General features: G+C 56.8%; 28 protein-coding genes and 1 pseudogene. 12 read left to right on the top strand and 17 right to left on the bottom strand.

Translation table 11 applies throughout. From position 1 onward, the window contains the following. Positions 1-26 precede the first annotated feature (26 nt). A complete protein-coding gene (locus tag LB462_RS17840; RefSeq protein WP_224510799.1) occupies positions 27-1,820 on the top strand; it encodes a chloride channel protein in 1,794 nt (597 codons plus the stop codon). On the opposite strand, the gene LB462_RS17835 is transcribed toward LB462_RS17840, so the two are convergent. Together LB462_RS17835 and LB462_RS17830 are read right to left on the bottom strand one after the other, a co-directional pair. Then, a complete protein-coding gene (locus LB462_RS17835) occupies positions 1,817-2,653 on the bottom strand; it encodes an aldo/keto reductase (RefSeq protein ID WP_224510797.1) in 837 nt (278 codons plus the stop codon). The two genes, LB462_RS17840 and LB462_RS17835, sit on opposite strands and share 4 nt — an antisense overlap. Further along, positions 2,650-3,150, bottom strand: a complete 501-nt coding sequence (locus tag LB462_RS17830; protein ID WP_224510795.1) for a GFA family protein — start codon at positions 3,148-3,150, stop codon at positions 2,650-2,652. Before LB462_RS17830 ends, LB462_RS17835 begins: the two co-directional genes overlap by 4 nt. A 219-nt stretch (positions 3,151-3,369) precedes the next feature. Here LB462_RS17830 and LB462_RS17825 point away from each other — a divergent pair, with 219 nt between their 5' ends. The 5 genes from LB462_RS17825 to LB462_RS17805 all read left to right on the top strand — a co-directional run bounded on the left by LB462_RS17825 (position 3,370) and on the right by LB462_RS17805 (position 7,133). Continuing rightward, positions 3,370-3,978, top strand: coding sequence for a TRAP transporter small permease subunit (locus tag LB462_RS17825; protein ID WP_224510793.1), 609 nt, complete (start codon positions 3,370-3,372; stop codon positions 3,976-3,978). Then, the gene (locus LB462_RS17820) at positions 3,975-5,417 is read left to right on the top strand and encodes a TRAP transporter large permease (protein ID WP_112523900.1); all 1,443 of its coding nucleotides are present in this window, start codon (positions 3,975-3,977) and stop codon (positions 5,415-5,417) included. Before LB462_RS17825 ends, LB462_RS17820 begins: the two co-directional genes overlap by 4 nt. A gap of 147 nt (positions 5,418-5,564) precedes the next feature. Beyond that, positions 5,565-5,723, top strand: a complete 159-nt coding sequence (locus tag LB462_RS17815; RefSeq protein WP_224510791.1) for a hypothetical protein — start codon at positions 5,565-5,567, stop codon at positions 5,721-5,723. Positions 5,724-5,805: 82 nt separating this feature from the next. After that, complete coding sequence (gene dapA, locus LB462_RS17810) at positions 5,806-6,801, top strand: 4-hydroxy-tetrahydrodipicolinate synthase (protein ID WP_224510789.1); 996 nt, start codon at positions 5,806-5,808, stop codon at positions 6,799-6,801. 68 nt (positions 6,802-6,869) lie between these two features. Next, on the top strand, positions 6,870-7,133 hold the full coding sequence (locus tag LB462_RS17805; RefSeq protein WP_224510787.1) for a hypothetical protein: 264 nt from the start codon (positions 6,870-6,872) through the stop codon (positions 7,131-7,133). A 3-nt stretch (positions 7,134-7,136) separates the two neighbouring features. Here LB462_RS17805 and LB462_RS17800 read toward each other — a convergent pair whose 3' ends face one another. The 9 genes from LB462_RS17800 to LB462_RS17760 form a co-directional block, all read right to left on the bottom strand. Continuing rightward, positions 7,137-7,586, bottom strand: a complete 450-nt coding sequence (locus LB462_RS17800) for a PTS sugar transporter subunit IIA (RefSeq protein ID WP_224510785.1) — start codon at positions 7,584-7,586, stop codon at positions 7,137-7,139. Between the two features lie 39 nt (positions 7,587-7,625). Next, the gene (locus LB462_RS17795; RefSeq protein ID WP_224510783.1) at positions 7,626-8,318 is read right to left on the bottom strand and encodes a response regulator transcription factor; all 693 of its coding nucleotides are present in this window, start codon (positions 8,316-8,318) and stop codon (positions 7,626-7,628) included. Continuing rightward, a complete protein-coding gene (locus LB462_RS17790; RefSeq protein ID WP_224510781.1) occupies positions 8,315-11,020 on the bottom strand; it encodes a DUF4118 domain-containing protein in 2,706 nt (901 codons plus the stop codon). The genes LB462_RS17795 and LB462_RS17790 overlap by 4 nt, the downstream gene beginning before the upstream one ends. Before the next feature lie 60 nt (positions 11,021-11,080). Further along, the gene (gene kdpC / locus LB462_RS17785) at positions 11,081-11,650 is read right to left on the bottom strand and encodes a potassium-transporting ATPase subunit KdpC (RefSeq protein ID WP_112523914.1); all 570 of its coding nucleotides are present in this window, start codon (positions 11,648-11,650) and stop codon (positions 11,081-11,083) included. Positions 11,651-11,662: 12 nt separating this feature from the next. After that, positions 11,663-13,756, bottom strand: coding sequence for a potassium-transporting ATPase subunit KdpB (kdpB, locus tag LB462_RS17780; RefSeq protein ID WP_224510779.1), 2,094 nt, complete (start codon positions 13,754-13,756; stop codon positions 11,663-11,665). Beyond that, positions 13,753-13,926: a hypothetical protein gene (locus LB462_RS17775; protein WP_224510776.1), complete on the bottom strand. Its 174-nt coding sequence runs from the start codon at positions 13,924-13,926 to the stop codon at positions 13,753-13,755. Before LB462_RS17775 ends, kdpB begins: the two co-directional genes overlap by 4 nt. 11 nt (positions 13,927-13,937) lie before the next feature. Further along, positions 13,938-15,641, bottom strand: coding sequence for a potassium-transporting ATPase subunit KdpA (kdpA, locus tag LB462_RS17770; RefSeq protein WP_224510774.1), 1,704 nt, complete (start codon positions 15,639-15,641; stop codon positions 13,938-13,940). A 175-nt stretch (positions 15,642-15,816) separates the two neighbouring features. Further along, positions 15,817-15,906: a K(+)-transporting ATPase subunit F gene (locus tag LB462_RS17765; protein ID WP_224510771.1), complete on the bottom strand. Its 90-nt coding sequence runs from the start codon at positions 15,904-15,906 to the stop codon at positions 15,817-15,819. Between the two features lie 466 nt (positions 15,907-16,372). Beyond that, positions 16,373-16,795: a hypothetical protein gene (locus LB462_RS17760; RefSeq protein ID WP_224510769.1), complete on the bottom strand. Its 423-nt coding sequence runs from the start codon at positions 16,793-16,795 to the stop codon at positions 16,373-16,375. A gap of 9 nt (positions 16,796-16,804) precedes the next feature. Here LB462_RS17760 and LB462_RS17755 point away from each other — a divergent pair, with 9 nt between their 5' ends. Both LB462_RS17755 and LB462_RS17750 read left to right on the top strand, forming a co-directional pair. Further along, complete coding sequence (locus LB462_RS17755; protein ID WP_224510767.1) at positions 16,805-18,139, top strand: PQQ-dependent sugar dehydrogenase; 1,335 nt, start codon at positions 16,805-16,807, stop codon at positions 18,137-18,139. A 51-nt stretch (positions 18,140-18,190) separates the two neighbouring features. Further along, on the top strand, positions 18,191-18,343 hold the full coding sequence (locus LB462_RS17750; RefSeq protein WP_224510765.1) for a hypothetical protein: 153 nt from the start codon (positions 18,191-18,193) through the stop codon (positions 18,341-18,343). 87 nt (positions 18,344-18,430) lie between these two features. Here the strand turns inward: LB462_RS17750 and LB462_RS17745 are convergent, their stop codons facing one another. Next, a complete protein-coding gene (locus tag LB462_RS17745; RefSeq protein WP_224510763.1) occupies positions 18,431-18,745 on the bottom strand; it encodes a hypothetical protein in 315 nt (104 codons plus the stop codon). Between the two features lie 168 nt (positions 18,746-18,913). On the opposite strand from LB462_RS17745, the gene LB462_RS17740 reads away from it, so the two are divergent. Beyond that, positions 18,914-19,249, top strand: coding sequence for a DUF427 domain-containing protein (locus LB462_RS17740; protein ID WP_112523936.1), 336 nt, complete (start codon positions 18,914-18,916; stop codon positions 19,247-19,249). Between the two features lie 21 nt (positions 19,250-19,270). Continuing rightward, positions 19,271-19,555, top strand: a complete 285-nt coding sequence (locus LB462_RS17735; RefSeq protein WP_224510761.1) for a DUF3175 domain-containing protein — start codon at positions 19,271-19,273, stop codon at positions 19,553-19,555. A 424-nt stretch (positions 19,556-19,979) separates the two neighbouring features. Here the strand turns inward: LB462_RS17735 and LB462_RS17730 are convergent. After that, positions 19,980-20,159 (bottom strand): annotated as a pseudogene (locus tag LB462_RS17730) (SDR family oxidoreductase); the annotation flags it as partial. Between the two features lie 309 nt (positions 20,160-20,468). Between LB462_RS17730 and LB462_RS17725 the strand changes: the two are divergent. Both LB462_RS17725 and LB462_RS17720 read left to right on the top strand, forming a co-directional pair. Then, positions 20,469-20,822, top strand: a complete 354-nt coding sequence (locus tag LB462_RS17725) for an antibiotic biosynthesis monooxygenase family protein (RefSeq protein ID WP_224510758.1) — start codon at positions 20,469-20,471, stop codon at positions 20,820-20,822. Then, entirely contained in the window at positions 20,819-21,229 is a 411-nt protein-coding gene (locus tag LB462_RS17720) for a gamma-glutamylcyclotransferase family protein (RefSeq protein WP_224510756.1), read from the top strand. Before LB462_RS17725 ends, LB462_RS17720 begins: the two co-directional genes overlap by 4 nt. 69 nt (positions 21,230-21,298) lie before the next feature. Here the strand turns inward: LB462_RS17720 and LB462_RS17715 are convergent, their stop codons facing one another. The 4 genes from LB462_RS17715 to pstB form a co-directional block, all read right to left on the bottom strand. Next, positions 21,299-21,790: a YciE/YciF ferroxidase family protein gene (locus LB462_RS17715; protein WP_112523954.1), complete on the bottom strand. Its 492-nt coding sequence runs from the start codon at positions 21,788-21,790 to the stop codon at positions 21,299-21,301. Between the two features lie 141 nt (positions 21,791-21,931). Next, positions 21,932-22,618 carry a phosphate regulon transcriptional regulator PhoB gene (gene phoB, locus LB462_RS17710; protein ID WP_162701772.1) on the bottom strand — a complete coding sequence of 229 codons (687 nt, stop codon included), beginning with the start codon at positions 22,616-22,618 and terminating at the stop codon, positions 21,932-21,934. Between the two features lie 16 nt (positions 22,619-22,634). Further along, positions 22,635-23,366, bottom strand: a complete 732-nt coding sequence (phoU, locus tag LB462_RS17705; protein ID WP_224510755.1) for a phosphate signaling complex protein PhoU — start codon at positions 23,364-23,366, stop codon at positions 22,635-22,637. Between the two features lie 22 nt (positions 23,367-23,388). Then, the gene (pstB, locus tag LB462_RS17700; protein ID WP_224510887.1) at positions 23,389-24,162 is read right to left on the bottom strand and encodes a phosphate ABC transporter ATP-binding protein PstB; all 774 of its coding nucleotides are present in this window, start codon (positions 24,160-24,162) and stop codon (positions 23,389-23,391) included. Positions 24,163-24,190: the final 28 nt, after the last annotated feature.

Raw genomic sequence — 24,190 nt, 5'->3', positions numbered from 1 at the left:
CATCAAACCAACTCACCGGGCCGACAATGTCTCGCAAACTGGCACTACGCCGATTAGGCGTATTCTCCATATTTCTTGCACCAAGTCGTCTGAGAGCATTTGCCCGCAGCACCGAACTTGGCCTCGTTCTTGCGGCGGCGGCTGTCGGTATCGTGTCGGGCTTCATCGTCACCGCCATGAGCTTCATCGCGCAGCAGATGCACGAGTTGATTTTCGGGTTGAACGAAGGCGAACGGCTCTCGTCGATCATGGCGAATGACCACGTTCTCTTGCTCGTCGCACCTGTGACGGGCGGCGCCATTTTGGGATTCGTGCTGCTCATTCTCAACCGTTACCGGAAAAGACCCATGGTCGACCCTATCGAGGCAAACGCGCTGCACGGCGGACGTCTTTCACTCAATGACAGTCTCATCATTGCTGCTCAAAACCTCATCTCCAACGGTTTCGGAGCATCGGTTGGTCTCGAAGCTGGCTACACCCAGCTCGCATCGGGCCTTGCTTCGAAGATTGGCCTCTCCCTGCAATTGCGTCGTTCGGACCTGCGCATCCTCGTCGGCTGTGGCGCCGCCGGCGCAATTGCGGCTGCGTTTAATGCTCCTCTGACCGGTTCATTCTACGCTTTCGAGCTGATCATCGGTTCCTATACGATCCTTAGTCTGGCGCCCGTCGTCGTTTCAGCACTCGCTGCAACAATCATCGCGCGGATGCTCGCCGGCAATAATTTCATCATCGATATCGGCAGTTTCGGCACAGTGGTCCCCGCAGATTATATCCCGGCTCTGCTTCTCGGTGTCTTCTGCGCGCTGGCCGGCATCCTTCTCATGAAGGGGGTTGCGTTTATCGAGCAGATTGCGCGAAAGAGCTTTATTCCCGGACCGATCCGGCCATTGTTTGGCGGTGCACTCATCGGCCTTTTGGCGCTGATCTCACCTCAGGTTCTTTCCGGCGGCCATGGCGCGCTGCACCTCAATCTCGATAACACAACTCCGATTGCGGCTTTGATTGGCGTCCTCCTGCTCAAGGCGTTTGCCTCGGCGATTTCCATCGGTTCGGGTTTCCGCGGCGGCCTGTTTTTCGGCTCGCTGTTCATGGGCGCATTACTGGGCAAGCTCTTTGCCTATTCGGCACCCTACGTCTTCGCCCATGCCACGTTGACACCCGTAATATACGCCGTTGTCGGCATGAGTGCCCTGGCCGTTTCGGTCATCGGCGGACCCATGACCATGACGTTCCTCGCCCTCGAGATCACAGGGGACTTTCCGATAACGGTATTGGTCCTTGCAGCCGTGATTACCGCCTCGCTCACTGTACGCAATCTGTTCGGCTATTCCTTCGCTACCTGGCGTTTCCACCTGAGAGGCGAAAGCATCAGAAGTGCGCATGATGTAGGCTGGATCCGCAATCTGACCGTGGCCAAGCTCATGCGTGTCGATGTCCGTACAGCGCCATCCAACCTGAGCATTGATGAGTTCCGTCGCGATTTCCCGCTCGGCTCAACCCAGCGCGTGATCATTGTCGACGATAACAACAAATACGCCGGCATGGTTCTGGTACCGGAGGCACATTCGGGCGTGACCGAAAGCTCCGACGAAGGCCAATCGATTGTCGGCCTGATCAAATACAAGAACGACTTCCTGCAACCACAGATGAACGCCAAACAGGCTGCCGCTATTTTTGACAAGGCGGAAAGCGAAGAACTGGCTGTCGTCAATGATCTTGTCGAGCGCCGCGTCATCGGTCTGCTCACTGAAAGCCATACACTCCGCCGCTACAGCGAAGAACTGGACAGACAGCGACGCGATGTTTCCGGAGAAATCTAGAGCATCTCAAGCGGTCGTTTTCGTCGCGGCGGAGGGAAAGCTTCATCCAGAACAGCAAGTTGATCCGCCGTCAGCTTAACATCGACTGCGCGACGATTCTCCCGTATGTGCTTGGAGGTACTCGATTTTGGAATAGCGATGACACCGTCGTGGCTCAGAACGAAAGCCAATGCCACCGCCGCCGGACTTGCCCCACACTCCTTGGCAATACGCGCGAGTGCCGGATGATTGAGCATCCGCCCCTGCTCGATCGGCGAATAGGCCATTATCGGCATCTTGTGTGCCTGGCACCAGGGCAATAGCTCAAACTCGACGCCGCGCCGGCTGAGATTATAGAGCACCTGGTTCGTCGAGACAGCCTTGCCGCCGTCGATCGCCTGAAGCTCTTCCATATCTTCCGTGTCGAAATTGCTGACACCCCAATGACGGATCTTCCCGGCCTTGATCAGATCTTCGAATCCAGCCACCGTCTCTTCAAGCGGGTAGCCGCCGCGCCAGTGTAGGAGATAGAGGTCTATCGTTTCGCATTTCAGTCGCTTGAGACTGCGTTCGCAGGCAAGTGCTGTACCCCTTCGTGATGCATTTGATGGTAAGACCTTGCTTACCAGAAAAACCTCGTCGCGCCTGTGTTCGATGGCTTCGGCGACCACTTCCTCTGCCCCGCCATTGCCATACATTTCCGCCGTATCGATCAGGCTCATGCCGAGATCGAGGCCAAGCCGCAATGCATCCGCTTCCTGATAGAACTGCCGTCTGTCCTCGCCCATGAACCATGTCCCCTGACCGAGCACCGGAACCATCGCGCCTGAGGGAAGAGCCGTCTGCTTCATCATGTTTCACCTTGCATTGCCGTTGTGAACCGCGCTTTGGCTTCAGCGCTCCAGACCTGTTCCGCATCGTAGTTGCCTTCGAAGGCCGGAACACCCGCCGGTAACGAGATCCAGGAATGTTTGGTCGTCGTGAAACAATGAATGTCGGGAGTTAGCTTGGCAGCGTCGTCCAGCGTGCCGACGTAAACGAGCGCGAAGGTCTCGCCAAGTTGGGCATGATTGGCCCATAGCGGTACGGCACAGCGCGGGCAGCGATGGATCATCTGGCCGGCTGGCAATGCCGACGCCGTGTGAATTGCGTCAGGCTTGCCCTCACCGGTGAGTGTGACGCGGTCCGCCTCGATCATGGCGTTGACCGCGAAAGCCGAACCCGACATCCGCTGGCAATAACGGCAGTGGCAGCCGTGGACAACGATCGGCGCAGTTTCCATGCGGTAGCGCACATGGCCGCAAACGCAACCGCCAGTCAGCTGGCCCGAGACATCCGAATCTTTCGCCATTAGTACTCCTCCTTGCGCTCCCGATGATTGCGCAATTGCATCAGGAAGTGAAGGCTCCGGATCGCCGGCACCTGCTTGCATTCAGCGAAATTGACGAAAGCTGCGCCATTGCAACGTTCGATTCCTTGGGTTAACTCTGTCAACCCGCAAGGCCGGCTGAAAACTCAAACAGCAGGACGCCGGCCTGTTTGAACGGTGTGAAATGGGAGGGGACCCGGAATGTCACGGTGGCTGGTCGTCACGGGATGGATAGACGAATTCAATCGTCGCATAGCAATTGTTGCAATCTACTTTGTGCTCTTTGCATCGCTGGTTTGCGCCTTTAACGCCTTTTTGCGTTACAGCATCGGCACGATGATCTGGCTGGACCACAATGTCGGTGTCGGCGGCCTGTTTCGCGGTATCCTCGCCATTTATGGCCGCAATTCAAATTCGCTTTCCGAACTGCAGTGGTATCTCTTCGCCGGCATGGTCATGCTCGGCGGCGCCTGGACGTTGAAGTTGAACGAGCACGTGCGCGTCGACCTCGTTTACGGCTCCGTCAGCGAAAGAACGAGGACGTGGATCGATTTGCTTGGCGGCCTGTTTTTCCTGCTGCCGATATGTTGCCTGATGATTTATTTCACGTGGCCCTGGTTCGTTCTGTCATGGGTAACCAATGAAGGATCGTCCAACTCCGGCGGTCTTCCGCTCTGGCCCGTCAAGTTGAGCCTTCCCGTGGGCTTCGCACTGGTGGGCCTTCAGGGCATTTCAGAACTCATCAAATGCTATCTCGCCCTCACTACTGATTATGTTCGCGAATTTGCCTACGAGAAACCCGTTCAATGATGACATTCTTCGCTGATAATCTTGCCCCGTTGATGTTCTTCGGGCTGATCATCTTTATGGTGATCGGCTATCCCGCAGCATTTTCCCTCGCCGCAGTCGGGCTTTTCTTCGGCTTTATTGGCATCGAAATGGGCGAAATCAGCCCGGACTTCCTGGGTAATCTCACCTACCAGATGTTTTCGGTCCTCTCCAACGAGTTGCTGTTGGCCATCCCGTTTTTCACGTTCATGGGCGTCATCCTTGAACGATGCGGCCTCGCCGAGGACCTGCTTGAAGGGTTCGGACAGCTGTTCGGTGGCGTTCGCGGCGGCCTTTCCTACGCGGTCATCCTGGTCGGCGCCATTCTTGGCGCGATCACGGGAACCGTCGCAGCCTCGGTGATCGCCATGGGGCTCATTTCGCTGCCGGTGATGGCGAAATACGGCTACAACATCCGCCACGCCACCGGCGTCATCGCGGCTTCCGGAACGATCACCCAACTTATTCCGCCATCGCTTGTGCTCATCGTCCTTGCCGATCAGCTCGGCAAGTCGCCGGGTGATATGTATATCGGTGCGACCGGAGCGAGCATCGTTCAGGTGCTGCTGTTCGCGGGCTGGGTGTTCGTCCTCAGCATCATCAGGCCGGATCACGTTCCAGCGCTTCCGCCCGAAGCGCGTACCCTCCGTGGCTGGCCGCTGCTGGCACGCTGCGCTCGCGGCATGATCCCCTCGCTTGCGCTCATCTTCATCGTGCTCGGCACGATCTTCATGGGCCTTGCCACACCCACGGAAGCCGGAGCGATGGGGGTTGTCGGTGCCATGTTCATTGCCTGGCTGAACCGCCGCCTCACTTGGAAGCTCGTTTATCAGGCGATGGATATGACGATGCGGCTGACTGCCATGGTCGTATTCATTCTGCTCGGCGCGCGCGTGTTCAGTCTGGTGTTTCAGGGCGTCGGCGGCGGTCACTGGATCGAAACCATGCTGACCTCCCTGCCGGGAGGGGTCGTCGGCTTTCTGATCTTCGTCAATATCTTCATATTTATCCTCGCCTTCTTCCTCGATTTTTTCGAAATCGCCTTCATCGTCATTCCATTGCTCGCGCCGGCGGCAAGCGCTCTCGGAATCGATCTCATCTGGTTCGGCGTGATGATCTGCGCCAATATGCAGACGAGTTTCATGCACCCGCCCTTCGGCTTTGCCCTGTTTTATCTCAGGGGCATTGCGCCAAAATCGATCAAGACCAGCGATATCTACATGGGTGCAATCCCATGGCTGGTTCTGCAGCTGATTCTTGTGGGTCTACTCATCGCCTTTCCGGGGATGGTTACCTACTTCCTTGATTCGACGCCCGCGGTCGACCTGCAGAATATCCAGCTGAATTTGCCATCCGCTCCGGGCAACGACCTCGGCAACCCGCCGTCGTTCGATCTTGGGCAGCCGCCGTCATTCAAGTGACCGGGCGCGAAGACCGCGGCCGGCACCAGCCGGCCGAGCCACGACGCTTTATGACTTCTTGATATCTTTACTCTGAACCCGCAATGGAATTCATATCGGCGGGCATGGTATTTCTTTTGTGTACCCAAATCATTGGAGTGCATGGAAATGACCATCTCGATGAATACTGTAGAATTAGATCAGACTAAACAAACCAACCTTACCGTGAAGCACGGCCAGAGGTTAATAATGCTGCTGGTGCTCACTGCTCTATTGGCAGGGGCCGCCGGTTTGAGACTTGCCGTCGCACTTGGTGTCTCTCTCTGAATGAGGCGGGTGAATCATGCCGTTGCCGGCAGTTTGCCGGCGTTCGGCGGGTCTGCAGATAGATCGCAATAAGAGGAAATCCATGACTACGAACAGCAAAGACGACCCTTCACGATTGAAGGGCGTGATGACCGCGCTCGTCACGCCCTTCCAGAATGGCGTTATCGATTATGATGCTCTGTCAACCTTGTCGGAGTGGCATATACAATGCGGCATTGATGCCCTCGTCCCCTGCGGGACCACTGGCGAAGCCCCTACCCTTGCCTGGGACGAGCGACTGAAGATCATCAGAACCTGCGTACGGACTTCACGCGGACGCGTGCCGGTCATTGCCGGTACAGGAACCAATAGCACTGAACTGACTATTGCTCATACGTCCGCGGCCCAGTCCTGCGGCGCCGACGCTGCCCTCATTGTCACTCCCTACTATAACAAGCCGAGCCAGGAGGGCATCGTTCGCCACTTCGAGGCGATCGCCCAAAGCACGACCTTGCCGATCATCGTCTACAATGTGCCGTCCAGGACGGGCGTCGACCTTACAATGCACACCCTCGACCGGCTTGCCCAGATTCCTTCGATCGTGGGCATCAAAGACGCGACTGGAGAGGTCAAGCGCGTCGAGTATATTCGCACAATATTCCATGACCGCTTCATACTGCTGTCCGGTCACGATGAGACGGCATATGCATTTAATCTGCTGGGTGGCGACGGGATGATCTCGGTCATCGCCAACGTTCTGCCGCACGTTTTTGTCGCCCTGCGCGATGCGTGCAAAGCCGGTGACTGGGCTACCGCCAGATACATTCAGCAAAGAATGCAGCCAGTCTTCAAGGCTTTTGACCTCGATACAAATCCATGCCCGGTGAAGTATGCGCTCAAGCATCGCCGTGGCATGAGTGAAGAAGTTCGCCTGCCGCTTGTACCCGTCTCTGTGGAGACAGCTGGCGAGATTAGATCGGCTCTGGATCATCTGGGTGGGCCAAGCAATCATGGCCAAACTGATCGCGCCAGCGCGATCTTCAAGCCAGTCGAGACAACTTCCGACGCTCAGGCCGCACCACTCGTTTGGCGCGTCTAATACCAAAACGCAATTCAACAAAATCAATCGCTTCAGGCCGGCAAGCCTGAAGCTGGAAGTGAGAAATCATGGCACATACTGTAAAAAATCACGATAACTCGAATGATTGTTGCCGCTTCCTTGTCGGCCGCAATATTGAAGGCTGCTGGATCGTCTGTGACAGGCAGCGTCTGGTCGGCGGTCTCTTTGCGGACAAGCAATCGGCCGTGCATTTTGCCGTTGCGCAAAGCGAGCACCAGCCGGGTGCCGTCTGGTGCGCCGAGGACGATAATTGTCTGCTCGCCGATCCCTGGCAGGACCTATCCGACCGGTCTTACCGTAAACGCGCCTGAGCGCTAAAGTTCCTCTTTAAAACACGAATAGAGCGACGTTGCGTCCTTCGCCGCTCTCATTTGATCAAGAACGCCGGGCGAGCGCAGCTTCCTGGAAAAACACGCCAGCACATTGAGATGCTTGTTGGGCTCCTCGTCCGGCGTCAGTAACAGGAAGACAATATCCACCGGCTGGCCATCGATCGATTCGAAGTCGATCGGCTGCTTCAATCGAGCAACCATCGCGACAGGTCGGTTAATGCCGGCGATGCGCGTGTGCGGAAGGGCAACACCCTGTCCTACGCCAGTCGACCCCAGCTTTTCTCGCTTTAGTAGCGCATTCAGAATAGTGTCGGCTGGAATTGCCGCAAGTTCACTTGCACCGGCAGACATTGCCTGCAGCGCCTGCGCTTTGGATGACACATCAAGATTCAGGATTACATTTTCCGGCTTTATATAGTCGGCTAATTTCATGACGATTCTCATTCTATGTTCAGTCGCGTGCGCAAGTGTTCACTCTACTTCTCTGAGGCGATAGCCGACGCCGGTCTCGGTCGTGATATATTGCGGTTGATCGGGCAGCCGCTCGATCTTCTGCCGGAGTTGCCGCACGTAAACGCGCAGATATTGGACATCCGTCGAACCTCCCCACACCTGCGCCAGCAGGAACCGGTGCGTCAGAGCCTTGCCCGCGTGCTGTACAAGGACACGCAGGATCTCATACTCCTTTGGCGACAGCTTGACCTCTTTGCCATCGACCTTGACGATGCGCTTGACCAGATCGACCGAAAGCCCGCCTGTCTCGAAAATCGGCCTTTCGCCCTGCTGCTGCAGCCTGTGCCGCAATGCGACACGTATACGAGCGACGAGTTCATTCATGCCGAACGGCTTGGTGATGTAATCATCTGCACCGAGCTCCAGCGCCTGCACGATTCCGCCTTCGTCCGTTCGGCTTGAAAGAATGACCACCGGCAGATCCGAACCCTCGTCGCGCCAGCGACGCAGCAGTTCATAACCGGACAGGTCCGGCAGTCCGAGATCGAGCACGATGAGGTCCGGCTGCATCAGAGCGATCTGTTCGATCGCGGCGGTAGCGTTCATAGCCTCGATTACGTTGTAGCCCTGCGTGCTGAGGCCGAGCCGGAGCAACTTGCGGATGGGTGGCTCGTCATCCACAACCAGGATCTTTACGCTTGAATTTGTCATATGAGTTCTTCCAGGTTTGGCGTCTCCTTTGGAACAGGCAGCCTGATCGTGAAGATCGTACCCGACCGGTCGATACGCCTTTCCGCTTTAATGGTGCCGCCCATGGCTTCTATGAAGCCGCGTGATATCGACAGGCCAAGCCCCGTGCCGGCTGTGACCTGATCGCCCTTGCGTACGCGATAGAATGTATTGAAAACCCGCTCCAGATCGTCGGCGGGGATGCCCGGCCCTTCGTCGATGACCTGCAGGATTACCCAGCCATCATCGGTCCAGGCCTGAATTCGCAGCGAGGAACCTTCCGGTGCATATTTGGAAGCATTGTCGAGAAGGTTGAACAATACCTGCTCGAACAGCACCGGATCGACCCTCAGCATCGGCAGGTCGGGCGGAATATTGACCTCCGTCTTGTGCTGCCCAATGATCTTTCTAGCCCGGCTCAGCGCGGTGCCGACAATGTCGCCAACGTAGTGGAACGCGAAATTCGGCTCCATTGCCCCAGATTCTATCCTGGTCATGTCTAGCAGATTGGCAATGAACCGGTTGAGCCGCTCGGACTCGTCGATGACAGTCCCGAGTAGTTCCACCCGCGCCTCAATCGGCAGGGCTGGTGCAAACTCCTTCAGGGTACCTGCTGCGCCCATGATGGCCGCAAGCGGAGTCTTCAGATCGTGCGAGATCGACGTCAGCAGCGCCGAGCGAAGGCGGTCGGCCTCCGCTGCGAGCTTGGCTCGGTCGACGTCGGCCACAAGCTGTGTGCGCTCTATGGCGACAGCCGCCTGATCAGCCAGTGCATCGAGCAGGCGTTGCTGCTCCGGTGTGAGCAGCGGCCCCTGTTTGTCGTTATCCAGTCCGATGACGCCGACCGCCATGCGTCCTGTCCGCAACGGCAGATAGAGCCGCTTCGCACCCGGTAGCGTGTCGGCCCCCCGCCCTGCTGCACGGTTGTTCTCCCAGGCCCAGCGCGCCGCCGCGATGTCCGCATCGTCCAGCGTATCGTCAGGCGGATAGCCGGCCTTCACTTCGATGGTCCCATGATCTGGCAAGAGCAGAACCACACGAACTTTCAACATGGATGCGATCTGGAACGCCGTGGCCCACAATACATCGTCGAGCGTGCCGGTCCCAGCGAGCTTCTTGCTGAACAGATAGAGATCTTCGGTCGTTCGAGCGCGTTGACGTGCCGCCGAGGCCTGACGCTGGACCCGTGCGGTCAGATTGCTGGCAATGACTGCGACACCAAAGAAGAAGGCTAGTGCGATGGCGCTTTCAGGATCGCTAATATCGAGCGTGTAAAGCGGTTGGAGAAAAAAGAAATTGAGCATCAGAGCGCTGAGGACGGATGCGAACAAAGCCGGCCAGAGTCCCACCGAAACGGCCGAAGCAAGCACTGCCATGAGAAAGACGAGCGCAATGTTGCGCACGTCAACCACGCTCGAGAGCAAAAGGCCGAATGCGAGTGCACCGATCACATAGGCGGTGCTCAAGAGATAGGCTCTGATCCGGATGCTCGCCATTGGCGCCTGCTCTGCGGTCCGCACCGTGGGACCCGCACCCTCTTCGCTTCCCGAGATGACATGCACGCTGATATTGCCAGCCCGGCGGATCAGATCATGAGATACCGACCCTTCAAAGAGTTCGCGCCATTGCGCCTTGTGCGGCTTGCCGATGACAATGTGTGTAACATTGTTTTCCCGTGCGTGACGAGCGATTTCCTCGGCCGCAGCACGGCCCGGGAGCGTGATCGCATCACCGCCCAGCTGACCCGCAAGGCGCAGGGTAGATGCGATCCGATTACGATCCGCTTCTGAAAAACGCGTCGAGCGCTGTGTTTCCACGTTAACAGCTGCCCACGGCGCCCGTAGCCGATCCGCAAGACGGCGGGCATATCTGACAAGTGAAGCACCGCCCGGATGCTCATCTATACAGACGAGAACCCGGTCACCGGCCGCCCAGGGCCCGGATATCGCATTCGCTTGCATATGGGTGAGCAGCTGATCATCGACACGTTGCGCGGTACGCCGCAGCGCAAGCTCGCGCAGGGCAGTCAGATTGCCCGGCGAAAAATAGTTTTCCATGGCGCGCTTGGCGTTGGCAGGAACGTAGACCTTGCCCTCCTGCAGACGCTTGATCAGATCAGCGGGCGTCAGATCGATGATCTCGACCTCATCGGCCTGGTCGATGACCGAATCCGGCACTGTTTCGCGCACCCGCACCTTGGTGATCTGCGCCACGACATCATTCAGGCTTTCGACATGCTGGATGTTCATTGTCGAATAGACATCGATGTCGTGTGCCAGGATCTCCTGCACATCCATGTACCGCTTCGGATGTCGCGTGCCTGGAGCGTTTGTATGTGCGAGTTCATCAACCAGAACGAGGCTTGGCCGGCGTGCGAGGATTGCATCGAGGTCCATCTCCTGAAGATGATGATCCTTGTAGTTGATCTGCGTGCGCCCGATCACTTCGAAACCGTTGACCAGCGCCTGTGTTTCCTTGCGACCATGCGTCTCGACAACACCGATCACCACATCCTTGCCATCCGCAAGTGCCGCTCGGCCAGCCATCAGCATTTCATAGGTTTTGCCCACACCGGGTGCTGCCCCGAGAAAAATCTTCAACCGTCCGCGCGTCTCGCGCTCCGCATTTTCGAGGAGTGCATCAGGCGATGGCCGCCTGTCGGTGTCGCGGCTGTCAGTGGGCATTGTGGGCCTTTCATACAAAAGCCGGGGGTTTGCGGCTGCAGATCCCCGGCTCCCATTCAACTACTGTGCCGTCAGGCCATCAAGTGCCTGGTTCAGCGCCAGCACATTCACCACCGGTTCACCCATGAAACCGAGCTCGCGGCCCTGGACGTTCTGATCAACCAGCTGGCGGACGCGGGTTTCATCGATACCACGCGCCTTGGCGACACGCGGCACCTGGAAATAGGCCCCTTCCGGCGAGACGTGCGGATCCAGACCACTACCTGAGGTGGTAACGAGATCCATCGGCACCGGAGTATTCGGGTTGGTTGCCTGTAAGGCGGCCAGATCCGTCTTGATACGGTCGATCAATTTCGGATTTGTCGGTCCAAGATTGGACCCACTGGACGCAGCGGCATTGTACCCGTCACCCGCAGCAGATGGCCTGCCATGGAAGTACTTGTCGGCGGCGAAGGCCTGACCGATCAGTTCGGAACCGATGACGGTACCGTTCTTCTCGATGAGGCTGCCATTGGCCTGCCGCGGGAACAGGACCTGAGCGATGCCGGTCATGCCCAAAGGATAGATAAGGCCGGTTATGACCGTGAAGGCAATGATCATGATAATCGCGGGTTTGAGTTGTTTTAACATTGAAATAATCCTTTACGCCAAGCCGAGGCTTGTGATGACCACGTCGATAGCTTTGATGCCGACGAAGGGGACAATGACACCGCCGAGGCCATAAATCAGAAGGTTGCGCCTCAGCAGCGCGCCAGCACCGATAGCCCGGTATTTGACGCCTTTCAGCGACAACGGGATGAGCGCCACGATGATGAGCGCGTTGAAGATGATCGCCGACAGGATGGCGCTCTGGGGTGTCTGCAGCCCCATGATGTTGAGAGCGCCGAGCTGCGGGTAGAACGCCAGGAACATTGCCGGGATAATGGCAAAGTATTTGGCGATATCATTGGCGATCGAGAAGGTCGTCAACGCACCGCGGGTCATCAGCAACTGCTTGCCGATACCGACGATCTCGATCAGCTTGGTAGGATCGCTGTCCAGATCGACCATGTTGCCAGCTTCGCGGGCTGCGACAGTACCGGTGTTCATGGCAACGCCCACATCTGCCTGGGCAAGTGCCGGAGCATCGTTGGTACCATCGCCGCACATGGCGACAAGCTTGCCCTTCGACTGCTCTTCGCGGATCAGCGTGAGCTTGTTTTCCGGCGTCGCCTGCGCGAGAAAATCGTCGACGCCGGCTTCCGCTGCAATGGCGGCGGCGGTGAGCGGGTTGTCGCCGGTGATCATCACGGTGCGGATGCCCATGCGGCGCAACTCGGCGAAACGTTCGCGAATGCCACCCTTGACGATATCCTTCAGGTATATGATGCCGAGCAGCTTGCCATCGCGGACGACTGCAAGCGGTGTGCCGCCACCCTTGGCGATCTGGTCTGCGATAGCCTGCAGATCGCGAATGGTTTCTGCCGTGGCGCGTGTCGCAACAGCCGTTCCACCAGCTCCAGGCGCCGCAAGCGACACCTGATTGGCATAGGCGAGAACAGCGTCGACAGCACCCTTGCGGATCGATGAACCATCGATATCGACACCGCTCATGCGGCTCTGTGCGGTGAAGGGCACAAACGTCGCGTGCAGCGTCTGCATGTCCCGGGCCCGTATGCCGTATTTTTCCTTGGCGAGAACAACGATCGAGCGGCCTTCCGGGGTTTCATCCGCCAGCGAAGCAAGCTGTGCGGCATCGGCAAGTTCCTGTTCCGATACACCCTTGACCGGGAGGAACTCGGTAGCCTGACGGTTACCGAAGGTGATCGTGCCGGTCTTGTCGAGGAGCAGCGTATCGACGTCGCCCGCAGCTTCGACGGCACGCCCGGACATTGCCAGCACATTGAACTGGATGAGCCGGTCCATGCCCGCGATACCGATCGCCGACAGCAATGCGCCGATTGTCGTGGGGATCAGCGTCACGAACAGGGCAACAAGCACGACGACCGGGATTGCGCCGCCCGCATAGGAGGCAAAACTCGGAATTGTCGCCGTGGCAAGAACGAAGATCAGCGTCATGCCTGCGAGGAGGATGTTGAGCGCGATTTCATTTGGCGTCTTCTGGCGCTCGGCACCTTCTACGAGCGCAATCATCCGGTCAATGAAGGTCGAACCGGCGGCCGCGGTGATCCGAACGCGCAGCCAGTCGGACAGAACCTGCGTTCCGCCGGTCACCGCAGAACGGTCACCGCCGGACTCCCGAATGACAGGAGCGGACTCGCCAGTGATTGCCGATTCGTTGACCGAAGCGATACCTTCGACAACCTCGCCGTCCGACGGGATGATGTCACCGGCATCGACAAGAACGATGTCACCAACCTTCAGGCTTGCACCGGGTACCATTTTGAAATTGGTGCGGTCATCGCCGGAAAGAAGTTTCGCCTGGGTTTCAGTCCGGGCCTTGCGCAACGAATCTGCCTGCGCCTTGCCGCGTCCCTCGGCCACGGCTTCGGCGAAGTTGGCAAAGAGCACGGTGAACCACAACCAGATGATGATCTGGAAGGAGAAACCGAGGCTTTGTCCGCCAGTAGCAATGTCCTTGAGGAAAAGCACGGTCGTCAGGGCTGAAACCACGGCGACGACGAACATCACAGGGTTTCGGATGAGGCTACGCGGGTTGAGCTTTTTGAAAGCGCCCCCGATAGCAGGTATCAAGATGGATGAGTCTATAAGACTCGCTGATTTGGACTGGCTCATTTGAGACTCCAGTTGTGAATGTGAATAAACCCGTATGCGGCGAGCCAGACGAACAACATTATCAGCGTCATGCCGAGAATGATGTCGGAAGCGCGCACACGCTTTTCTGCTCCCCGCGCCAAATTTCCGGCGCGGGGCTTGAGATTGAATTGCAGGTAACTGTGACGCATGACGGGACCCATCAGAATGTCTGCCCGAGGCCGATGGCGAGGTGCTCGACGATCGGACCGACGGCCAGCGCCGGGAAGAAGGTGAGACCGCCGACGATCAGGATGACACCGACGAGCAGACCAACGAACAGGCCGCCGTGGGTCGGAAAGGTGCCCGCGGATTCCGGAACGGTTTTCTTGGCAACCAGCGAACCGGCAATCGCCAGGGCTGGAATGATGACAAAGAACCTGCCCATCCACATCCCGATACCGAGCGTAATGTTGTACCAGGCCGTATTGCCCGACAGACCACCGAAGGCCGAACCATTGTTCGCCGCTGCAGAAGTATAGGCGTACAGGATCTCCGAGAAGCCATGCGGACCGGCGTTCGCTATAGAAGCGACCGCGGACGGCAGCACTGTGGCTATCGCCGTAAAGCCGAGCATTGCCAAAGGCAGAACCAGAACAGCCAGCATGGCCATCTTGACTTCCTTGGCCTCGATCTTCTTGCCAAGATATTCTGGCGTGCGACCGACCATCAGACCAGCCACGAAGACTGCGATGATGACGTAGAGCAGGATGCCATAGAGACCGGCACCAACGCCGCCGATGATCACTTCACCCAGCATCATGTTAATGAGGGGGATCATGCCGCTGATCGCCATGAAGCTGTCATGCATTGCATTGACTGCACCGCAGGATGCAGCAGTGGTGATCACAGCGAAGAGCGCGGATAAGGTTATGCCGAAGCGTGTTTCCTTGCCCTCCATGTTACCGCCGTCGAGCCCAAGAGCATGGACCAGTGGATTGCCGGCAGCCTCACCCCAGTAACAGACGATCACACCCGCCAGGAACAGGACGCCCATGGCAGCGAAGATCGCCCACCCTTGACGCTGATTGCCGACCATGCGACCGAACACATTGGTCAATGCCGCACCGATTGCAAAGATCGTAACCATCTGGATGAGATTCGAGATGGCATCGGGATTTTCGAACGGATGCGCGGAATTGACGTTGAAGAAGCCGCCCCCATTGGTGCCGAGCATCTTGATCGCGAGCTGCGAAGCAACCGGACCGACAGCGATCGTCTGCTTGGCGCCTTCCAGCGTCGTAGCATCCACATAGGTTCCGAGCGTTTGCGGAACGCCGAGATAGACGTAAACGACTGTCAGGACGATGCAGATCGGCAGCAGGATATAGAGCGTGCACCGGGTCAGATCGACCCAGAAGTTACCGATGGACTTGCCGGACGCTCGTGCAAAACCGCGAATGAGCGCGATCGCAATGGCGATACCGGTCGCTGCCGAAACAAAGTTCTGCACCGTGAAACCGGCCATCTGCACGAGATAAGACATCGTGCTCTCGCCGCCATAATTTTGCCAGTTGGTGTTGGTCACGAAGCTGACAGCCGTATTGAATGCAAGGTTTGGTTCGGTTGCGCCCATTCCGGCGGGATTATAGGGAAGGACGCCCTGGAACCGCTGCAAGAAATAGAGAACCACAAAGCCGGCCAAGCTGAAGAACAGCAGCGCCGCCGTGTAGGTGGTCCAATGCTGTTCTTCCCGTTCGCTGGTGCCGGCTATGCGATAGAGGCCTCGCTCCACAGGAACGAAGATGGGCGAAAGGAATGTGCGATCGCCGTTGAAGACGCGCGTCATGTAACCGCCGAGCGGTTTCACGAGCAAAATGATGATCCCGCAGAAGACGAGGATCTGTATCCAACCGTTGAGAGTCATGGTGTAGCTTTCCGAGCCTTAGCCGAGTGCTGTAGAACCCTTTTGAGAATTCAGCCCGATGCGACAGCTGCTGCGGTTTTCGAGAACCGGAGCGCAGTGGACTTTCTCGTCCATGAGCACCGGAAGCGCAGAAAACCACTGCAGACGTCCATCGGGATGGATTGGCAAAGGGTTCTTAGAAGCGCTCCGGACGAACGAGGGCGTAGGTGAGGTAGACGAGGAGGAACAAGGTCACAGCGCCGCCGAGAATATAGTCGATAGTCATTTGCCGTTCCTTCCAGTCACAGATTATCGCAGGCTTTGGTGTAAGCCAGCGAGAGGACGAAGAACAAAATACCTATCGCGAGAACAACAATGTCCATCGATAGAACTCCTTATTGATTGCATAGATGGTCCAATCAGATGGGGCAGTGGCAACACTGCCAAGCTCGCTGATCGCGGCGGAATATGGCTCGAAACACCATAAAAGTTCGAGACGGGACACAGGGAGAAGAAATAAAAAAACTATAAGGATTTGAAAATCTATTAGGCCGGGAAGGATGGCTTCTGCGGCCTTTGGATCAATCAGGGCACGAGTTTCATCAAGGAGGCAAGAGCTGCCATAAAGACAAGCGTCCCCAGCGCAAGCGGAATGAGCGATCTGATGGATTTGATATCTCCTGCCAGACCGTTCGGTTTTTTAACCTCGGCTTCAGACCGCTCTGAAGCCGAGTTTCGTGACAGTTCGCGCATCAGCTTGTCACCAGCCAGCTGCTCAGCAGGATGACGGCTACGCCCGCAAGGATGACCAACCAAAGGCGCAGGAAAACACCCAGTTCCTCCCGATAACCCGCGGAGGTGATTTCAGAGTCGTTGATTTTATGCGGGGGCAATGTGACCCGCTGTGCATGGTGCATATGCTGAGCTGCATAATAGATTCCTGAACGCGGAAGCATCGTATTCATCCTTCTTGTTGGCGAGGTTTGATGCTCGGACAAACAAACCCACGGTGTGAGGATAGAAGGGGACGAATATTTTTTCGATTGGACCGCAAGGGCAAAGATATAAAAACGGCGTGGTGAGAGCACGACACTCTGATCGCGCAAGTTTGCCGCATCGCTCGTGGCAACTTTGTTTATTTTCGTGCGTTGCACGACTCCAGGGTCTTCATTCAAGGGTCAGCCATGAAAACCGCACTTCTCATTATCGGGGCATTGCTGGTGCTCGCACTGCTCGCAGCGGCCGGCGTCTACTTCTATTCGCGGGAGTCCGCGACAATTCCCGTTGAACAGGGATACGGCCCCGACCCGACCTTGCCTCCGCCCAATCCCAAACCTATCACCACGGTCAACATCGCCGAGGCTTCCCCTTGGCCGGAAGGCAAAACGCCAACAGTTGCTGCAGGGATGAAAATCAACGTCTTTGCCAAGGGCCTCGATCATCCGCGCTGGCTGCATGTCCTGCCCAATGGCGATGTGCTTGTAGCCGAAACCAATGCGCCCGCCCGGCAGAACCAATCCTTCAGCATCCGCAGTTGGGTCGAAGGCCTCGTCATGGGCAGGGCCGGTGCGGGGGTGACAAGCCCGAACCGCATCACGCTACTGCGCGATGCCGACAATGACGGCGTGGCCGAGATAAAGGAACCGTTTCTTGAGAACCTGAACTCGCCCTTTGGAATGACCCTTTCCGGCGGCAAGCTCTACATCGCCAATACCGATGCGATCGTCGCCTACCCCTATAACGATAGCGAAACGAAGATCGCGGCGGCTCCCGAAAAGATCGCGAACCTGCCAGGTGGCCCGATCAATCACCACTGGACGAAAGATGTGATCGCCAGCGCCGATGGGACAAAGCTCTATGCGACGGTCGGATCGAACAGCAATGTCGGCGAGAACGGCATCGACGCGGAAGCCAACCGGGCTGCCGTCCTCGAGATCGATCTGAACACAAAGAAAACCAGGCTGTTTGCCTGGGGTCTGCGAAACCCGAATGGACTATCCTGGAACCCCGACAGTGGCGCACTCTGGGTCGCGGTCAATGAGCGCGACGAGATCGGCAGCGATCTTGTTCCCGACTATATGACATCGGTCAAGGATGGCGGGTTTTATGGCTGGCCATACAGCTACTACGGCCAGAACGTCGATGTGCGGGTCAGCCCGCAAAACCCGGAGCTTGTCGCCTCAGCGATAAAGCCGGATTATGCACTTGGACCACATACGGCTTCCCTGGGTTTGACCTTCTATACCGGTTCACTGTTTGGCCCTGAATACAAGAACGGCGCGTTTGTCGGCCAGCATGGCTCGTGGAACCGCCAGCCCCGCAGCGGATACAAGGTCATCTTCGTTCCGTTCAGCAATGGCAAGCCGGTTGGGCCCCCGCAAGATGTACTGACGGGGTTTGTCGATGGCGATAAGGCTCTCGGCCGTCCAGTAGGCGTTGCGGTCGACAAGGCCGGCGCTCTTCTGGTGGCGGATGATGTTGGCAACACCGTATGGCGGGTTACACCCTCCGCACAGTGAATCGGAACCTATTGTACACTCGTCGGTTAGAGCCGAAACGGGAGTGCAATCATGGCTGAGTATTCATGGCTTCTGATACTGATCGGTGGGCCCTTCATATTGGGCCTGTTGCTGGCACTCGGAATGAGACAGCGCCGGCTGAGCCGTTATGAACGAGAAGCTCGCGATCGGGCCACTGACCGCATCTATCGCGAAGACCAGTAGCAGCTGCCTCGGATCTGAGTTCGCTCAAGGAATTTGCGGTGAAGCGTTCGCCCTCCAAAAGCTTGTCCATAGCGATACATCCAGCGCCTATCTGCGAATGATTTCGTGAAACTCGTCGCGTTGGCCTGGCACATCCTCTGCAACCACGAGACCGAGGCCTTCCTGATCGAACAGGGCGAACCACTCATCCCACTCCACCAGACGCGGCTTACCGAAATCATCAGGACGATCCGCGCCCTGGTGATCATCATCCTCATAGGCATGTTGACCGAACTGGATGGAGATTACAGGCTCATCGCTTCCAATCAGTTCTTCTGCATCGCGAATGGCAGGTATGCCGGATCGCGCCGCCGCCCAGTCTCGTATCTCCTGATGGTCCGTAAGCAATCTGGTCTCCGTCATGGGGTATTTCTCCTATGCTTTTTTAACGCGTCAAAAGTACCGGGGTTCCCGTGAAGAATAGACCCGGTACGGTTCGTTCACTTTTTCATTCGCCGGGAACATTTTGCTTCCTTGCGGCTTAAAACTCAACGAAGCTCCGTTCAGTCAATTGCGAAAAAGGAATAGACCATGGATAGCGGCATCACGATCAAACCATATTCTCACCCCGTGACCGTACGATTTCACAATGTCGTAATAGCTTCGACGGAACGGGCGCTGGAACTATTGGAGCCCGGGCACAATCCCGTTCTCTATATCCCCTTCGACGATATCTATTTCGCTCATCTGGAAAAGACCGAAACCAGCACGAAATGCCCTTGGAAGGGCAACGCCTCCTACTGGCGGGTCACAGGTCAGGGCGAGTCGGCCAGCGATGCCATGTGGGCTTATGAAGACCCTATACCGGACGTCGCTGCAATCCGGGATCATGCAGCATTCGATCCAAAGAAAGTAACATTCGAGTGAACGATTATTGGAGGTTTCAAAATGGCCGGGAAGCCAAAAGAGAAATGGTCCCAGGATGTCACCGAGAATAGTGACGCGCTGGACCTTGAGGCCCATGTTTTCGAACAGCATGACCCCCACAAGATTGCCGTCTCGCTGAAGCGGTCCGCAGAAGCGTCGGACCGGCGAAAATCAAGTCCTTACCGGTCCGCGATGTCGATGTTGACGTTCTATATCAACCGTGCGGGCCACAATTTGCCCGACAAACAAAAGAATGTATTGGAGCGTGCCAAGGACGAACTAAGGAAGGAATTCGGCCGCACCTGAAGGTGCCCGTCGGGAGACTTTATTGCTTCTATGTCTACTGGCGGACATACAATTGCGCTTGTCCGCAAACGGCGTACTGTTCTTGCATGAATAGTGTAGAAGGGTACTCGGATGGGCCAAAGGCTGGACCACAAATTGGAATGCGCAAACTGTGGTACAATCTATCTGGACATACCGGCAGACGTAGATTCAAACTCGCCGATACACTGTAGTTCCTGCGGCAATTTTCTTGGCTCATGGGGCGATCTAGAGACCGATTTTGCCCGCCAAGGTGGGCAACACGGTGTTTTCCGCATGGAAAAAGGTATGATTACCCGGCTTGATCAGCCCGGGCAAATTTTTCACGGTGCAGCCAACGAAAACGCACCCAAGCCTCTGAAACCCGATGAGGTAGGCTAGAGCGCCTTGAGTTTCGCCGCCCTCCTCAATAGCCGCCAACCACGGGCAGAATCTCGGCAGTGATGTAGCTTGAGCAATGGGACGACGCCAGGAATACATAGGCGGGTGCCAGCTCCTCAGGCTGAGCGGGTCGCTTCATCGGCATATTTGAACCGAACTTCGAGACGTCCCTTGCCTCCTTGTCGGCCGGGTTGAGCGGCGTCCGGGCTTCCTTAGATGCTGTTTCGGAAATGGCGGAACCGGGTAGGCACGGGCACCAGTTTGCGGCGCACTCTTCCTCGTAGAACTGCCTCACGTTTATCGGTCTTATCAATCTTGGCTTGAATTTCACGGTGCCGTTTCGCAGTCTTGTCCCCTGCCGTTTCATGCCGTGAAAGATTTGCCTGTGTCATCTGAATCTCCTTCGTCCCATCTGATGCTAACCCCCAAGCATCCGAATTGTTCCTGCCGTAATGGAGGAACTATCTGCTTCGATCTGGCGTTTTCGACCAACAGCACAACCAGGGAAAACAAGATGGCCAAACAACCGACGATTGCCCGCATTTGGCGTGGCCGAACCCGGCCGGAACACGCGGATGAATATGAGGCGTATAATTACGAAGCTGGCATCAAGCCGCTGATCGAAAAGGCGCTCGGGGTGCAGGCCTTGCGGGAGGACCGGGAGGACGAGACCGAATTCATGACGATCTCTTATTGGGAGGACGTGGGTTCGATGGCGCACTTCACCGGAGGCGACCCCAACAGCATCCATCATCTCGCCCGGGATAGTGAATTCCTGATCGAGTTGCCGGCCAATGTACAGGTTCTCAAAATCCGCTCGGCTCACGGCCTGACGGGATTTGGCAAGTTCGTCGCGGACTTCCGATGAGAATATTCGCCTTCGGCACTTTAAAGAAAGGTTTCCCGCTCCATGCCCACGGTCTGAATGATGCCGCGTTTCTGGGAAATTACCGCACTGTCGAGCGGTTTCCCATGCTCATTGCCGGATCCTGGTTCACTCCGATGATGCTGGATTTGCCGGGCACCGGGCTTCGGGTAAAAGGCGAACTCTACGACATTGCCGAAAGCCAATTACCTCTGCTCGACGCACTCGAATCCGTTGGCTTGCCCGGCAATTTTCGCAAGTCGATCAAAATCTGCGATGAAGACGGCAACCTCGCAGGCTGGGCGTTCGCGTTCCTCAAATCGCCAGATCTCGCCATCCCGGTTCATTCCGGCTACCTGGATGAATATCTGGATGGAAGGTTCATCCCTCCATGGGAACGGCAGAAATAGAGAAAAGCCCGCCACTAGATGACGGGCTTTCTGGATCATTTTCTTTTGGACGGAGCGTTTTGCAGACAGTCAGGCAGCAGCCGCCCGGTTGAGCGAGCCTTCAGCCAGTTTCGATAGCGCCGCGTCGGTGGCGATTTCCTCCTGCAAGGTTGCTCCTAGCAGTTTCTTGGCGTCGGGCATATTCAAATCCCCCGCCCAGCGCGCCAAGGTTCCGTATCGCGCGATCTCATAATGTTCAACGGCTTGAGCTGCGGATGCCAGTCCGGCATCCAGAGCAGGTTGATCCTTGAATTCGTCCAGAATTTCCTCGCCCTCGGCGATAATACCTTCTATGGCCTCGCAAGTCTTGCCCTGTGCACGCTTGCCGAAAATTTCGAAAACCTGCTGCAGCCGCTCGACATGAACTTCCGTCTCGTCCCGATGCTTCTCGAAAGCAGCCTTCAGCTGTGGGGACGCCGCGCCCTTGGCCATTTTCGGCAGGGCTTTTAAAATCTTGCGCTCGGCGTAGTAAATATCCTTGAGGGTTTCATGAAACAGTTTGTCCAGTGTCTTCTCGGCCATTGTAAGACTCCCATTCGTTTGGCGGTTTCGCGATTAAACGCAATCTGAGGCTGCGCAAGTAATCGACCGCGGGAGTAACGAAGGTGCTGGACAATGGTTCCTTGGTCTGACTGGAAAGATAACCCTGTTGCCTGCAATAAATTAGCCGAATGAATATCCCGCGCCGCGCACTGTGCGGATAGGATCGATTGAGCGGCCAATATTGATGGCCTTGCGCAAGCGTCCGACATGCACATCGACGGTGCGGTCATCCACATAGATGTCGGCGCCCCAAACATTGTCGAGCAGCTGACCGCGCGAGAAGACACGGCCGGGAGATTGCATCAGGAATTCCAGAAGGCGGAATTCCGTCGGACCGAGTTTGAGTTCGCGTTCCTTGCGGTAGACGCGATGTTGCTCGCGGTCGAGCTTGAGGTCGCCAAAGCTCAGCACATGCGACAGAAGGCTTGGATTGACCCTGCGCAGCATGGATTTGATGCGTGCAAGCAGCTCCGGTGTAGAGAACGGTTTGACCATGTAATCGTCCGCGCCAGTCGCGAGGCCGCGCACCCGCTCGCTTTCCTCGCCGCGTGCCGTCAGCATGATGATCGGCAGGATTTCCGTTTCGCGGCGGGCTCTCAGCCGTCGGCAGAGTTCGATTCCGGAAAGGCCCGGCAGCATCCAGTCCAGGATCAACAGATCCGGCACTTTCTCCCGCAAGGCTATTTCCGCTTCATCGCCGCGTGCGATCGTCTCGACTGCATAGCCTTCAGCTTCAAGATTGTACCTGAGGAGGACGCTCAAGGCTTCCTCGTCTTCCACAACGGTGATTTTGGGAGCTATAGCCATTTTCTACCTTTGAAAACTAGGATGCGAGAGGTTCGTCCACCACGATGGTGTGGGATTGGTCTTCCTTCGGGCGCTCTGCAGGAAGCTGCGTTCCCGTCACAATATAATAAACTGTCTCTGCTATATTCGTCGCATGATCGCCGATGCGTTCGATATTCTTTGCACAGAAAAGTAGATGCGTGCAGGCAGAGATATTGCGCGGATCTTCCATCATGTAGGTCAGAAGTTCGCGGAACAATGAGGTATAGAGCGCATCGATCTCGTCGTCGCGCTCGCGCACGATATTGACCTGCGCGACCGAACGTGTGGCGTAGGCGTCGAGCACGTCCTTGAGCTGCGTCAAGGCCAGTTCGGCAATGGTCTGCAACCCACGATAGACGGAGAGCGTCTGCCTCGTATCGGTAACCGCAACCACCCGCTTGGCAATGTTCTTGCCGAGATCGCCGATGCGTTCCAGATCCGATGAAATGCGGATCGTGCCGATGACTTCGCGCAGGTCGACAGCCATGGGCTGACGCTTGCCGATGATGGTAATCGCCTTTTCGTCGATCTCGCGTTGACCGGCATCAAGGATCAAATCGTCCGAGATCACCCGCTGTGCCAGGGCGTTGTCGGAATTGACCATGGCAGCGACGGCCTGCTCGACCATGCGTTCCGCATGCCCGCCCATCTCGGCGATCTTGTGCGTCAGGAATTTCAGTTCGTCGTCGTAGGAACGGACGGTGTGCTGTGCTGTCTGTTCGGTCATGATATCAACCTCTTTCCCGTGATCAGCCGAAGCGTCCGGTGATGTAGTCTTGCGTGCGCTTTTCCGTCGGGCTGGTGAACATCATTTCCGTATCACCTACCTCAACAAGATTGCCCAGATGGAACATCGCCGTACGCTGCGATACGCGTGCCGCCTGCTGCATCGAGTGCGTCACGATGACGATCGTATAATTCTCGCGCAATTCGTCGATCAGTTCCTCCACCTTGGCGGTGGCGATAGGATCGAGCGCCGAGCATGGCTCATCCATCAGGATGACTTCCGGGCTGACGGCGATGGCGCGCGCAATGCACAGACGCTGCTGCTGGCCGCCGGAAAGACCCGTACCCGCTTCGTGCAGGCGATCCTTCACTTCTTCGAACAGGCTGGCGCGGCGCAGGCTCTTCTCGACGATTTCATCGAGTTGCTGGCGGTTCTTGGCAAGACCATGAATACGCGGCCCATAAGCCACGTTCTCGAAGATCGACTTCGGGAAGGGATTGGGCTTCTGGAATACCATGCCGACACGGGCTCTGAGTTCCACAACGTCGATTTTCGGATTGTAGATGTCCTCATCATCGAGCGTAAGAAGGCCGCCGACCTTGCAGCCTTCGATAGTATCGTTCATGCGGTTCAGGCTGCGCAGGAAAGTGGACTTGCCGCAGCCCGAGGGGCCGATCAGGGCCGTTACCATCTTCTCCGGCACATCGAGGCTGACACCGAACAGGGCTTGCTTGTCACCATAGTGGACGGTGACGTCCTTGCCCTGCATCTTGATGGTATTTCCCTGAGCGTTCATTTTGTCGTTAACCGCTTTTTCGAGATTT

Origin of the sequence: Phyllobacterium chamaecytisi (assembly GCF_020164455.1) — a bacterium.
GTDB lineage: Bacteria > Pseudomonadota > Alphaproteobacteria > Rhizobiales > Rhizobiaceae > Phyllobacterium > Phyllobacterium chamaecytisi.
Note: the sequence above shows the minus strand (reverse complement) of the source record. Positions and strands in the feature narration are given on the sequence as shown.